The sequence below is a fragment of the Allomuricauda sp. d1 genome (assembly GCF_039592695.1).
Lineage (GTDB): Bacteria > Bacteroidota > Bacteroidia > Flavobacteriales > Flavobacteriaceae > Flagellimonas_A.
Genome location: NZ_JBBUTK010000003.1, coordinates 254,761 through 267,677, shown reverse-complemented (window position 1 = coordinate 267,677; position 12,917 = coordinate 254,761). Strand labels below are relative to the sequence as shown.

General features: G+C 41.2%; 12 protein-coding genes. 5 read left to right on the top strand and 7 right to left on the bottom strand.

Annotation, left to right across the window (positions count from 1 at the left end):
- The first annotated feature begins 48 nt into the window (after positions 1-48).
- Positions 49-1,344, top strand: coding sequence for a tyrosine--tRNA ligase (gene tyrS / locus AAAH86_RS12975; RefSeq protein ID WP_343488365.1), 1,296 nt, complete (start codon positions 49-51; stop codon positions 1,342-1,344).
- On the opposite strand, the gene AAAH86_RS12970 is transcribed toward tyrS, so the two are convergent.
- The 6 genes from AAAH86_RS12970 to AAAH86_RS12945 all read right to left on the bottom strand — a co-directional run bounded on the left by AAAH86_RS12970 (position 1,334) and on the right by AAAH86_RS12945 (position 8,349).
- Positions 1,334-1,879 (bottom strand): quercetin 2,3-dioxygenase, encoded by a 546-nt coding sequence (locus tag AAAH86_RS12970; protein ID WP_343488073.1) that lies wholly within the window; start codon positions 1,877-1,879, stop codon positions 1,334-1,336. The two genes, tyrS and AAAH86_RS12970, sit on opposite strands and share 11 nt — an antisense overlap.
- Before the next feature lie 102 nt (positions 1,880-1,981).
- Positions 1,982-2,968, bottom strand: coding sequence for an acyl transferase (locus AAAH86_RS12965; RefSeq protein WP_343488072.1), 987 nt, complete (start codon positions 2,966-2,968; stop codon positions 1,982-1,984).
- A gap of 75 nt (positions 2,969-3,043) precedes the next feature.
- Positions 3,044-3,367: a T9SS type A sorting domain-containing protein gene (locus AAAH86_RS12960; protein ID WP_343488071.1), complete on the bottom strand. Its 324-nt coding sequence runs from the start codon at positions 3,365-3,367 to the stop codon at positions 3,044-3,046.
- A 147-nt stretch (positions 3,368-3,514) separates the two neighbouring features.
- Complete coding sequence (locus AAAH86_RS12955) at positions 3,515-3,823, bottom strand: T9SS type A sorting domain-containing protein (protein ID WP_343488070.1); 309 nt, start codon at positions 3,821-3,823, stop codon at positions 3,515-3,517.
- A 171-nt stretch (positions 3,824-3,994) separates the two neighbouring features.
- Positions 3,995-6,832, bottom strand: coding sequence for a TonB-dependent receptor (locus AAAH86_RS12950; protein ID WP_343488069.1), 2,838 nt, complete (start codon positions 6,830-6,832; stop codon positions 3,995-3,997).
- A 122-nt stretch (positions 6,833-6,954) separates the two neighbouring features.
- The gene (locus AAAH86_RS12945) at positions 6,955-8,349 is read right to left on the bottom strand and encodes a thrombospondin type 3 repeat-containing protein (RefSeq protein WP_343488068.1); all 1,395 of its coding nucleotides are present in this window, start codon (positions 8,347-8,349) and stop codon (positions 6,955-6,957) included.
- A gap of 240 nt (positions 8,350-8,589) precedes the next feature.
- Between AAAH86_RS12945 and AAAH86_RS12940 the strand changes: the two genes are divergently transcribed.
- Positions 8,590-9,276, top strand: a complete 687-nt coding sequence (locus tag AAAH86_RS12940; protein WP_343488067.1) for a response regulator transcription factor — start codon at positions 8,590-8,592, stop codon at positions 9,274-9,276.
- 161 nt (positions 9,277-9,437) lie between these two features.
- The gene (locus AAAH86_RS12935; protein ID WP_343488066.1) at positions 9,438-10,493 is read left to right on the top strand and encodes an ATP-binding protein; all 1,056 of its coding nucleotides are present in this window, start codon (positions 9,438-9,440) and stop codon (positions 10,491-10,493) included.
- Here AAAH86_RS12935 and AAAH86_RS12930 read toward each other — a convergent pair.
- Positions 10,418-11,530, bottom strand: a complete 1,113-nt coding sequence (locus AAAH86_RS12930; protein WP_343488065.1) for a glycosyltransferase — start codon at positions 11,528-11,530, stop codon at positions 10,418-10,420. The genes AAAH86_RS12935 and AAAH86_RS12930 overlap by 76 nt on opposite strands.
- 81 nt (positions 11,531-11,611) lie before the next feature.
- Between AAAH86_RS12930 and trmB the strand changes: the two genes are divergently transcribed.
- Complete coding sequence (trmB, locus tag AAAH86_RS12925; RefSeq protein WP_343488064.1) at positions 11,612-12,280, top strand: tRNA (guanosine(46)-N7)-methyltransferase TrmB; 669 nt, start codon at positions 11,612-11,614, stop codon at positions 12,278-12,280.
- Between the two features lie 3 nt (positions 12,281-12,283).
- The gene (locus AAAH86_RS12920; RefSeq protein ID WP_343488063.1) at positions 12,284-12,913 is read left to right on the top strand and encodes a LysE family transporter; all 630 of its coding nucleotides are present in this window, start codon (positions 12,284-12,286) and stop codon (positions 12,911-12,913) included.
- Positions 12,914-12,917 lie beyond the last annotated feature (4 nt).

Genomic DNA, 12,917 nt, shown 5'->3' with positions numbered 1-12,917 from the left:
CACCTCACAAAAGGGACATGTGTATATTTGCAGGGTTTATTATAAAGTATCGGATTGGATTTTGTAGAAGAATTGAAATGGCGGGGCATGCTGCACGATGCCATGCCCGGAACACGCGAACATTTACTTGAAGAAATGAGGTCGGCCTATGTGGGCATTGACCCCACAGCTGATTCATTGCACATCGGTCATTTGGTGGGTGTCATGATGCTACGGCATTTTCAATTGGCGGGCCATAAGCCCTTTGCATTGGTTGGTGGGGCCACAGGAATGATTGGGGATCCTTCGGGAAAATCCACCGAAAGAAATTTGCTCGATGAGGCTACGCTTCGCCACAATCAGGAAGCCCTTAAAAAGCAGTTGTCAAAATTTCTTGATTTTGAAAGTAATACCGAGAATGCTGCTGTACTGGTGAACAATTACGATTGGATGAAGGATTTTTCGTTTCTGGATTTCATCCGTGATATCGGCAAGCACATCACCGTCAACTACATGATGGCGAAAGATTCGGTCAAAAAACGGCTTTCTGCCGATGCCAAGGAAGGAATGTCTTTCACCGAATTTACCTATCAATTGGTGCAGGGATATGACTTTTTGTACCTGTACCAAAAATATGGCTGTACCCTACAAATGGGGGGTAGCGATCAATGGGGAAACATCACCACGGGCACTGAGCTGATTCGACGTATCGGTAGCGGAAAGGGCTTTGCCATGACCTGTCCGTTGATCACAAAGGCCGATGGCACCAAGTTTGGCAAGACTGAAAGTGGCAATGTTTGGCTCGACCCCAAGCGCACCTCGCCCTACCGGTTTTACCAATATTGGCTCAATACCTCTGATGAAGATGCTGAAAAGTACATCAAGATATTTACGTTTTTGGGCAAAGATGACATAGCGGCTTTGGTCGAAACACATCAATCGGCCCCACATCTTCGGGAACTGCAAAAGCGATTGGCTGAAGAAATCACTGTGATGGTGCATTCGAGAGAAGATTATGAAAATGCGCTTAAGGCCAGTGAGATTTTGTTTGGAAAATCCACTTCAGAGGATTTAAAAAAATTGGATGAGACCACTTTTTTGGATGTTTTTGAGGGTGTGCCCCAAGCTGCTGTTTCCCGTTCGGACATAGAAACGGGCTTGGACATGATTGGAGCACTTTCTGCCAAAACGGGATTCTTAAGCTCCAATGGGGAAGCCCGAAGAGAGTTAAAACAAAACTCCATTTCGGTGAACAAAGAAAAGGTCGCCGAAAATTATGAAATCACCACGACCGACCTCATCAATGATACATTTGTGCTGCTTCAACGGGGTAAGAAAAAATATTTTGTACTTGTTATTGAATGAAAGTGATTCCGTAGCGTCCGCAGATTTCGGCTACCTTGGCAAAATCTGGTTTTCCGGCGGGTAGTTCGCCCAATTCTTCAAACATGATTTCAATACCGGCAGGGAAGGCGCTCAAAATGGTCTTGCAATCCGTGTCGCTGACCACCTTCCAAGAATGGGGCACATTTTTAGGAGCAAATGCCAGGTCGCCTGCTTTCAAAACAGTAGTTTTATCGCCGACGGTTACTTCCAACTCTCCTTCGAGCACTTTAAAAATTTCATCTTCTTGGGTATGTACATGAAGTGGAATCATGGTGCCAGGCGGATTAACCTCTTCGATCAAGGTAAACTGTCCATCGGTATCTTTTCCGGTGAGTTTGAACGTTTGTTGGTCGCCAATGACATTTACCCTTTTTCCTTCCGCTGCGCGTACGATTTTGGGATCCAATGATTTTGATGAAGATTCACTTTCTTTTTTTACAGTCGCAAATACTGGTACTGTGGCCAGTGCAGAAACGCTAAAAGCACTGGCTTTCAAAAAGGTTTTACGATTCATTTTTCTAAATTTTCAATTGGTTGTTCTTAAAAATAAAAAATGAGGATAAAGGATTATTGAAGTTTTTATAGATGGTGCTGATTTGATTATGGATGGCGAAATTTACAATACCATCAAATTACAGCCCCTGACATCAGAATGGTCAAAACGCCCTAAAACCTCAAAGCTCTCGTCAGCATGCTTTTTGCCAAGGTCTTGGGTGGCTATGAATGAACAAGAATAGCGATTGGCCAAATCAATAACATTGATTCCGCCCGTCTTTTCATTTTCAAGTAGCTGTAGTGGGTCTTCGGTATCGCGAATAAAAACTTTCATCCATGGGGGGGTATAGAACTTTCCTTCACCTTTTGAGTAGGCCTGTGACAGCAGCTCGGTCATTCCGTATTCTGAATGGATTCTGCCGGCACCAAAACCGTCTTTTAATCTTCTGTGCAGTTCTTCCCGGGTCATTTCCTTCTTGCGGCCTTTCATTCCGCCTGTTTCCATCACGGTACAGTGCGAAAGAGAGATAGGGTATTTTTCCACAAAGTCCAATAAAGCGAACGAGACCCCGATCAAAAATATCTTCGTTTTTTTATCCCTTAAGTGCGATAGCTTCTGATGCAACTTTTCAAAATCATATAAATAGAATCCACTTTCTACATGACCGGATTGCTTTATCAATTCATTTGCCATATAGACCAATGAAGAGCCGTTACGCTCCAAATAAGAGGGCAATAGGGCCAGAATACAGTAGTCGCTTGGCTTTCCATAAAAAAAATCGAATCCTGAGAGAAAACTTTTCTCGTAATATTCAATGTCTGCCACAAAATGTTGACTTGGCCTGCTACCAGTAGTTCCGCTACTTAGAAAAGTAGTTTGCGGCTGGATGTTTTTTGAAATGACAGCATGGGTTCTAAAAAAGGAAATGGGCAGAAATGGAATGTCGTCAACACTATGAACCGACGAAGGATGCCTACCAAGATAATTGCAAAATTCGTGATATACCGCAACGTTTTCATATTGATATTGAAAGGTTTCAAGTGCTAATGATTCAAATTCTTTGCCGTTTTTAATCGAAAAAATACGATGTAATTCATCTCCTCTCATAGACAGGACAAAAGTAGCTAAAACAAAAAACCCCGATGGGTTTCATCAGGGTTTTGCATAAGTTGGGTTCAAGCCCTATTTGACCACTAGTTTTCTGGTCATTGTTTTTTTACCTTCATTTACTTGCAACACATATACACCGGGTACAAGTCTTGATATATTGAGCGTATTGGTAGAAATGGTCTCTCTAAGAACAATTTCTCCAAAAACATCAAACACTGTAATTTTTTTGGTGCCATTAAAAGCTGTGGTGATGTAAATTTCATTACCATAGGCGGGATTGGGGTACATCTTGAATCCCTTTACCTCTTGGGTCTTGCCATCATTAATGGTCAACATTTCTTGGCTGAATGTCATCAATGGGAGTGCCATTAAAAAGATTAAGTAGATTTTTTTCATACATGCACGATTTGGGATATGCATTGTAAAAATAGGCAAAGTGCTGTTTTTCAGGCATTAAATGTTGTGAATTGCCCGTTTTTGTAGGTCAAGCGATAAAAAGCAGTGATTTTCTAGATAAAATGGGGCTAAAGAAGTGTTTTTGAGCTACTTGACAATCAACTTTCGCGTGGCCACCTTGTCTTTTTCGAATACCCTGAGAATGTACACGCCCTTATCCAAATCTGATACATTGAGCTCTTTGCCCAAAATGGTGGTCTGTAAGACTTTGGTGCCCAAAACATCAAAAATCAACACTTTTTTTGGGGCATCTTCAGCAGTGTCGATAAAGACCTTGCCATTGGTCACGGGATTGGGATATAACTTAAAACCATCGATATCACCGTTGGCCTGCGATTCTTGGGCAAACACAAGTGTAGAGAACAATAAGAAAGCAAAGAAGTAGAATTGCTTCATAAAGTATTGGTAACAAAGGGTATGCCACAAATATAGCCAAATTGCCCAGCGGCCTTATTTGAAAAGAGCGAAAAATGCCACACTTTTCGATGAAATGCACAAAAAAGCCCCTGACTAGGTAATGTCAGGGGCTTTTGCAATAAACTATATAACTAAACTAACTCAATTCGATTAAAAGCTGATATTGTAAGACAGTGAAAACGTTCTACCAGGTTCCCAAAATGAAAAGATTTTATTCGCGGATCCAAAAGATTCAAACTCACTGAGCCTTTCATCATCTAAAATATTGGATGCCCTAAAGGTTATTTTGTGCTCAGTTTTATCGCCAAAAGTCTTACTTAAATTAAATTTAAGATCATTGAAAGGTTGGGTAAAAACATCGCCCACATTACCGTCGCTTACTATTTCTAAAGTTGGGCCCTGAACATTATAGAATAGACTGCCTTCCCAACCACTTTCAGCATTGTTGTAACCAAAACCAGCATTTACAATCCAAGGAGATTGCCCTTGCAATTGCCTTTCTGTGATAGGTTCTTCACCGTCACGGAGGTTAGCCGGATCTGCACGTCTTTGCTGTTCAAAAATACCAAGATCTTGCTGCGATTCAATCAAAGAATAGTTCCCATTAAAAAAGAAATTATTAAGTCCGATAAAACCCAAATCTTTTCTCACCTCAATTTCTGCACCATAGACGGTAGCTTCACCAAGGTTCAATGGAATGAACTGATTGGAAGCCCCTTGAATGAAGCTTATTTCGATAGGGTCTTCAAATGTTTTGTAAAAACCGCTAATGGCGAAAAAGTTGGTTCCTTCACCATAAGACTCAAACCGAAGATCAAAATTGTTGATGTAGGTTGGGCGTATGTCAGGATTACCATTGAAAATGGTATTGGAAACTGGATCAATAATAGCAGCGGTCGAAGCTTCTTTAAATGAAGGTCTGGCGGTGGTTCTTCCGTAGGAAGTCCTTATTTTTTTGTTCCCCTCTTCATTCAAATCAAATATCAGATTGGCAGTTGGAAAAAAGTCCAATTCATCTAAAAATTGCTGATCCGTTATCGGATTGTTATTCACGTCTGCACCTGTATAGGTCAGCTGAAATTGCTCTAAACGAACCCCTACAATAGCATTGAACCATTTCGCAATCTTAAATTCTTCTGACACATAAGCAGCAGCAATGGTAATTTCAGACTCAAAGGAGTCGGATGGATTTGAATCCTGTCTGATAAATGTTCCCTGACGTGGGTTATCATCTAAAATATTTTCTGGTGCCAAAATCTCATCGGGATCCCCATTAAATCGACTACTGAATTCCCCATCGAAATCTTGATTTGGCAATGCAAATTGATCAACACCGAAATCACGACTTTTAAAGACGTAATTACCCCCAAATTTTACTTTTGCATCATAGCCAAATAGTTTATGCTTTCTAGAAATATCCAATTTTCCCACGAGGTTTATTTCGTCTAGATTTCTCCATATCCTTAAAGGATCCCCTGCCTCACTGGGATTAATGGTTCTGTTTCCATTTGACTCATTTACGAAAAATGGGGTCAGCCTAAAATCTTGGTCGTAAACATTGGCCCAGGTTACGGCACCTTTCCAATCCACATTCCAAAGACCTTCGGATCCAGAGTGGGTGCCATTTAGCAAGATGTTCGATATGGACCTTTCAGTGAAAAGCAATGCTGTTCTTTCACTGAGGTTTGAGTTCAAGATGATGTTCTGTTGATCAAAAAATGAAGTCTGTGTGTCCCCATTTTGTATGTGAAGCAATGTCAACTTGAATTTATTACGCTCACCTTTAACGGTCAAGCCTCCAAGACCGGTCAGTAAAACGTTGTTTGTTGAGAGTGTACCTTGGTTGGTACGATCAGCTTGTAATTCTAAAACAGAGTTGTCTTGACTTCTTCTGAAAACCTGACCATCAATATAATTATCATAGTACTCTGTTTCGTTTCGGTATGAGATTGCGGCAGAATAGCCCAACCGCCATGATGATTCTTCACTTAGATTGTATTGGTTGCCCCAACTGATTCCAAAATTGGAATCAATAAGGCTCGTTGACGATTGCGCTGCCATTTGACGCGGAAATTGTTGTGTCAATTCGCGTAGTTCTTGCGTATTTGTAATTGGGTTTAAATCTGAAATATCTTGATTGATCGGTAAATCATGGGCACCATCTGCGAAACCGAAAGCACGGCCACCACTATCAAATGTTTGGTATTGATCATTGAAATGAAAGTCACTGTTATAGCCAATACCGAAAGAAACACTGTATTCTTCACGTGTGGGTAAATCTTTTGTGACAATATCGACAACACCGCCCGTAAAATCCGCAGGTTGGTCGGCAGTGAAAGATTTGATTACGATCAAGTTATCCAACAGGTTGGTAGGAAAAATATCCAATTGCAATGTATTTCGGTCTGGATCCAGACCAGGAACATCAACACCGTTCAAAATAGACTTTGTGTAGCGATCACCAAGTCCTCGTACATAAACAAACTTGCCTCCTTGCACCGAAACCCCGGGAACATTTTTTACCGCACTTGCGATATTGCTGGCACCGGCTCTTTTTATGCTTTGTAACGAAAGCCCATCAACCAAAGCTACGGAGCGCTTTTGTAGATTTAGCACCGACTGCTCTGTATTTTTTGAGACTGTGGTGGTCACGACCACTTCGTCCAATTGATTGGCCGAAGGACCAAGGGTTACATCTACCACTACTTCTTCACCCTCTTTGACAACCACTTCGGTAATTTCTTTGGTTTCGTAACCTAAATAAGAATATACTATTGTGTAGGTGCCAGGGTCAAGTTCTAAAACATATTTTCCATCAAAATCTGACGTGGTACCTGTTGTGGTGCCTTTTACCATAATATTGGCAAAGGGCAGCACATCATTAAATTCTGCATCGTTCACCGTGCCGATCAATGCTCCTTTTTGGGCAGATAAGGTAAAAATAGCAGTTATCGCAAAAAGGAATGCCAATTGTATTGATTTCTTCATGGCTGTTTGTTTGAGCATTTAAAATTGAATTCAAAAAATCATGAACAAAGTGAAGCCCGCTATCAACTAGCGGGCTTACTTGTTTCATGCTAGACTTGTGTCTTTTTTGGTACAAGCCATTATTAAAATGATGCGCCAGATTCTGAGCTGGTTACTGTCCAACCGAAAACTGAAGTATCAGCACCAACAGTTCCTGTAGTTACAGCAGATGCAAATGGAGCTGTTTCAAAATCTGTAGTAGTTGGATCTAGCTTTTCATCAAAGATATCAGCTACAGCGGCAACACCTGCAGGCAATACTACCTCCCAATTCATGAAAGACAAAGTACCGGCAGTGTAATTGTTAGATATTGTCGCATTGTCATCAGCATCGCCAGCATCCAACTCAACATCAGATAATTGAAGGTCAGTGCCAACACCAGTGAAACCTGTTACAAAGATGTTATTGTTTGCGCCAGTGGCCCCTGAACGGAAATCGGCAATTTCACCGTCTTCTGCATTGTCACTAAGACCAAATAGGGTTGCATTTTGTAGTGTGTACTCGCCAGTAGCGGTACCCTCTGGGCCATCAATTTCCAGTGCATGGTCAGAAATGCTACCTTGTACAACTACTGCATTGTCAATAGTACCAGAATACGCTTGATCAATATCGATGGCATCATCGCCTTGCGCCCAAACAACGACATTGGTTACATTAACTGTGCCTCCGAAAAACTCAACACCATCATCTACGTTGGCAAGTACTTCAATGTGGTTGACTGTGGTACCAGAACCAACACCGCCAAAAGTGATACCGTTGATTTCGTTACCATCACCAATGTTAGTACCACCATGGCGTACAGAAACATAAGTGATTGTACCTGAGCTATCATCTGCGGTTGTGCCACCATAATTACCATTGGCATCTGTAGCTGGAATACCCTCAATCTGAGCAGTGCCTGAGTTGTCAGCAACAGATATAGGAGCGGCACCAAGAACAATCAAACCACCCCAAAGGCCACGATCATTGGCAGTTAGGTTAGGACTCACTGTTTCACCAATATCGATGTTATCGGCAGTAGATGTAAAAATGATTGGGTCATCAGCAGTACCATTGGCATTCAAAGTAGCTCCTCTTGCAACAATAAGTGCAGAAGCGTTTGTGCCTTGACCTGCAGAACCTTTAATCAATGTACCCGCTTCAATGGTCAATGTAGCACCGCTTTCGACAGCAATTCGTCCGTTCAATTGGTAAATGAAATCAGAATCCCAAGTCGTGTCGGAAGTAATATTGTTATCTACTTCGATTGTGTCACCAGGTTGAGCACCATCACCGTCTGGCGTAGCGTCACAAACATTACCTACACCATCGTTATCATTGTCAGCTTGATCAGCGTTTGCTTGGTTTGGGCAGTTGTCTACACTGTCTTCAACACCATCACCATCGGCATCGGCAATTTGCGGGTCATCATTACCACCATCGCCATTGTCATCGCTACTACAGGCAATAAATGTCATCGTTGACAACGCCAACATCATTAAAAATAATTTTTTCATAATACCTTGTTTTTTTGTTTTCATAGTTAAAGTGTGGAGATAATTCTCCTTTTCATTTCACTTTGCAAATAAAGAGGGGTGCTGTAAAAGTCATGTTAGCCGTATGTTAAGAGTTTATTTCAATAGCGTTACAATAAGGTTACGAGATTAAATGAACGTTAAGCGCAAAAGCTGTAATAGTATTATCTTTACATTTGGGCGTTCAACCAAAATTCCACAGCAATGAAAACCAAAGACATTAAGATACTTTTGGTCGATGACGAACCAGATATTCTTGAGATTGTCAGCTACAACCTTTCAAGTGAGGGATACGAAGTTTTCACAGCAAAAAATGGTGCTGAAGGCGTGGCCAAAGCCAAGAAAAAAAAGCCCCACCTTATCATACTCGATGTGATGATGCCCGAGATGGATGGTATCGAGGCCTGTGAAATTTTAAGGACGACCCCTGGTCTTGAAAATACCATCATCACTTTTTTGACCGCACGTGGCGAAGATTATTCGCAGGTTGCCGGGTTTGATGCTGGGGCGGATGACTATATTACCAAACCCATCAAGCCCAAAGTGTTGGTCAGTAAGGTAAAGGCATTATTGCGCAGGTTACGGGAAGAAAAGAAAGAGAACGAAGATATCGTCAAAGTAGGTAAAATTGTCATCAACCATGAAGAATACAAAATTGTCAATGATGGTAAAGAAATGGTCTTGCCCAGAAAAGAATTTGAATTACTGTCATTGTTGACCTCTAAGCCCAACAAGGTATTCAAGCGCGAAGTGATATTGGATAAAGTTTGGGGCAATGAAGTGGTCGTTGGCGGGCGCACCATTGATGTGCATATTCGAAAACTACGCGAAAAAATCGGCGAAAACCATTTCAAGACTGTCAAGGGCGTGGGGTATAAGTTTGTTCAGTAAAAGCCATTCAAAAAATTTTAACGGGCTAAAAAATTATCTTCATACATTCACTTTTTGGCTTTTTTTCTTTACGTTGCATCGTTATGCAGTTCAGTTAACTTATCAGTAGTTTAGAAAGCGACTAACTTGCATTTCATTCAAACAGACAACAGCGAATTCTAATGGCGATACAGCTCAAGAAATCATACAAGTTTGCCCTTCGATCGTCTTTCTTTATTGCCCTTGCACTTACCGCACTTTTAACGGGAATCCTTTTTTTTCTAAAAAAATTTGATTTAGGCATTGTACTGCTTTTTTTTCCACTGAGTTTTTTGGGTTCTTTTCTCATTGTACAGGCACGAATAGAACGGTTCATCTATAGGCGTGTGAAAAAAATATATGATGATGTGTCATTGTTGGAGTCTTCCTCATTTTCAAATCGGCCGATAACGACGGATATGAAAACGCTCACTGAGGAAATTGAAAAATTCGCCCAGGACAAGAAGGTTGAGATTGACACCCTCAAAATTCGTGAGGAGTACCGTCGTGATTTTTTAGGAAATGTTTCCCATGAATTGAAGACCCCACTTTTCACGGTACAGGGCTACATATTGACACTTTTAGATGGGGCCATCAACGATAAAAAAGTGCGTGAAAAATATTTGGAACGTGCCAATAAGGGGGTAGAACGATTGATTTACATTGTCAAAGACCTCGATTTTATCACCAAACTTGAAGTGGGAGATTTTAACCTAAAGAAAGAGGTTTTTGATATTGTTGAGCTTATTGAAAATGTGTTCGATTTGTTAGAAATGCGAGCCGCTAAAAAGAACATTTCCATGGGATTTGACACTACCTACGACACCCCAATTTATGTACTGGGCGATCGCGAGAAAATTCAACAAGTGGTCACCAACCTATTGGTCAACTCCATCAAATATGGATACCAAGACGGAACCACAGAGGTCAGTGTAGAAAATCTGATAAAAAACAAGGTCATTGTTCGGGTGACCGATAATGGCGAGGGCATCTCAAAAGAACACATACCAAGGTTGTTCGAGCGTTTTTATCGGGTTGACCAAAGCGGCAGCCGTAAAGAGGGTGGCTCAGGACTTGGATTGGCCATAGTCAAGCATATCATGGAAGCCCATGGAGAAAAAATTTATGTGGAAAGTGAAGAAGGTGTGGGCTCTGAATTTTCTTTTACATTGGAGAAAGCGGAAAACAAAGAGGCATAGTCAATTTGCACGTTAAAATGTTGCAAGCCCTGGTATTTTTTGACCCTTTTTAGTTCTGAAATGGTAAAGTCTTCTTGGTTGGCGTAGGGCACCAAGCCCTTTTTTTGAAGACGTTTTGCCAAATACTCTTGTTCGTACTGCCCCGGGGTGGGAATAAAAAACGATTTTTTCTGCAACTTGGCCAAGTCCATCACTGTGGTATAGCCTGAGCGGGATAGCACCAATGCACTTTCGTTGATTGCTTTTTCGAGGGTCTGAGATTGCATGAAATTGACCAATTTTAAGGAACCGTTTTTTAATGGTTGGGTCTCAGTGGTCTGCTCTTTTTCAATTTTTCCCTTCACAAACAGTATGTTGCCCTCAAATTCTTGTAATTCTTTCAAAAGCTTTTCTTCCAAAAATGTGCGTTGGGGTTCAGGGCCTGATAACAATACCATCAAATCATACACTTTTTCTACATCTTCCCTTACAAACCTGCTCAACGGACCCAAATATTTGATTTTCTTTTTAGACTTTTTAAGATGCCCCAGTTTACCTGTCAAATTTGGCTTTCCGGCAACATCGGGCACCCAGCATTCATCAAACTTTTTGATGATTTTCTGGTGCACTTTTGAGCTGAACCAGGTCGTATTGCCTGAAAGCACATTCAGCTGATGGGTAATAAAGATACAGGGCACCTTTTTGTAGTACACCCCCAGACGGTTATCAGAAATAATTCCATCTATGTCATGTTCTTTGACCAATTTCTTGACTGCTTTTTTTTCTTTGGCCATGGCCTTGAGCACTTTTGGCGAATCCCATATCATTTTGATTTTAAAATGCTTCCCCTTTTTGGCATATTTGATTTTATAGGATGGAAGGTGGAAAGAGGGCAGATCGGGAAACTCTTTTTGCAATAAATTCAAAGCAACTCCATCGGAAGCGATGTAAGGTTGGTGCCCTTCTTGTAGCAACGCCCTGATAACCGGTATACAGCGGGTCGCATGCCCCAATCCCCAATTCAATGGGGCGACTAAGATTCGTTTTGAGTCTGGCATAAATGAGTTCAATCTACAAATGAACAAAACCTTGGAAACTTACAGTTTTCCTTAGTTTTGCCAAAACATTAAATTTTTGTTTTGGGAAGCAAAAACAAGCTCAAACGATTCGCTGAGAACGAAGCCTTTACTAACGTAATCCAACCTTCTAGGGATGAAGTTTTAAACGGATTTGCATGGAAGGGCAAATGGGCGTCTTTTTTTGAAAACGAGCATCCTATAGTGTTGGAGCTGGGTTGTGGTAAAGGCGAATATACCGTTGGTCTTGCCGAACGAAATACCGATAAAAATTATGTGGGTGTTGATATCAAGGGAGCACGTTTTTGGCGGGGAGCAAAAACCGCTCTCGAAGCCAGTCTGAACAACGTAGCATTTTTAAGGACACAAATTGAATTGATTGATTTGTTGTTTGGCGAAAACGAGGTTTCAGAAATCTGGATCACCTTCCCAGACCCGCAGATCAAATATAAGCGTACCAAGCATCGGTTGACCAATCCATTGTTTCTAGAGAAATACCGTAAGATTTTGATTCCCGAAGGGAAAATCCACCTAAAAACGGATAGTGAGTATATGCATGGATATACTTTGGGCTTGTTGCAGGGTATTGGAGTTGAGATACTATACGCCAACCATGATGTCTACCATAATGAGGGAAGCCCTGCCGAAGTGCTTGAAATCCAGACTTTTTATGAAAAACAGTATCTTGAGAAAGGAAAACCAATCACCTACATTCAATTTAGGCTCGACTGACCCATGACCCATTTGTTGATTCTTTTTTTTGCGACTTTTTCAGCGGCATTTATGGCCACGGTCCCTCCTGGTTTGCTCAACATGAATGCGGCGAAAACCAGTGTTGAGAAGGGAAAATTGAACGGGATTGTTTTCAGCATGGGCGTATCGACCATGATTATGATTCAGGCCTATATTGCGGTTTACATTTCAAAGTTTCTGTACAACAATCCTGAAGTCATCGATATCTTGTTGAAAGCGGCAATCGCAGTATTTGCCTTTTTTGCCATTTATTTTTTTGTTTCGGCGAAGAAGAAAAAGAAAAAAGAATTTGGCTCGGTCAACTTCAGCAAAAAGAACAGCTTTTTCAGGGGGTCGTTGCTTGCAGCCGTCAACCTGCTCACCATACCCTATTACAGCGGGCTCAATGCGATGTGGAACGAAGCCGGATGGATCAAGTTCGAGGCCCAAGACATCGCGACGTTTGTCTTTGCTGCAGCATGCGGCACTTTTTCTGTGCTGTATCTCTATGTCTTTTATTTCAACAGGCTGGAAGCAAAGACGAATACCTTTTCTAAAAACTCGAACTATATTTTGAGTGCTTTAATGGTGGTATTATTGATAATAACTTTGATTCGTATTTTTTACAATTGATAGT

Excerpts from the sequence above, each read along its gene's own strand:
- AAAH86_RS12960 (WP_343488071.1), bottom strand. The coding sequence starts at position 3,367 with ATGAAAAAAATCTACTTAATCTTTTTAATGGCACTCCCATTGATGACA.
- AAAH86_RS12970 (WP_343488073.1), bottom strand. The coding sequence starts at position 1,879 with ATGAATCGTAAAACCTTTTTGAAAGCCAGTGCTTTTAGCGTTTCTGCA.
- AAAH86_RS12920 (WP_343488063.1), top strand. The coding sequence starts at position 12,284 with ATGACCCATTTGTTGATTCTTTTTTTTGCGACTTTTTCAGCGGCATTT.
- AAAH86_RS12950 (WP_343488069.1), bottom strand. The coding sequence starts at position 6,832 with ATGAAGAAATCAATACAATTGGCATTCCTTTTTGCGATAACTGCTATT.
- AAAH86_RS12955 (WP_343488070.1), bottom strand. The coding sequence starts at position 3,823 with ATGAAGCAATTCTACTTCTTTGCTTTCTTATTGTTCTCTACACTTGTG.
- AAAH86_RS12965 (WP_343488072.1), bottom strand. The coding sequence starts at position 2,968 with ATGAGAGGAGATGAATTACATCGTATTTTTTCGATTAAAAACGGCAAA.
- AAAH86_RS12940 (WP_343488067.1), top strand. The coding sequence starts at position 8,590 with ATGAAAACCAAAGACATTAAGATACTTTTGGTCGATGACGAACCAGAT.
- AAAH86_RS12945 (WP_343488068.1), bottom strand. The coding sequence starts at position 8,349 with ATGATGTTGGCGTTGTCAACGATGACATTTATTGCCTGTAGTAGCGAT.
- AAAH86_RS12935 (WP_343488066.1), top strand. The coding sequence starts at position 9,438 with ATGGCGATACAGCTCAAGAAATCATACAAGTTTGCCCTTCGATCGTCT.
- AAAH86_RS12930 (WP_343488065.1), bottom strand. The coding sequence starts at position 11,530 with ATGCCAGACTCAAAACGAATCTTAGTCGCCCCATTGAATTGGGGATTG.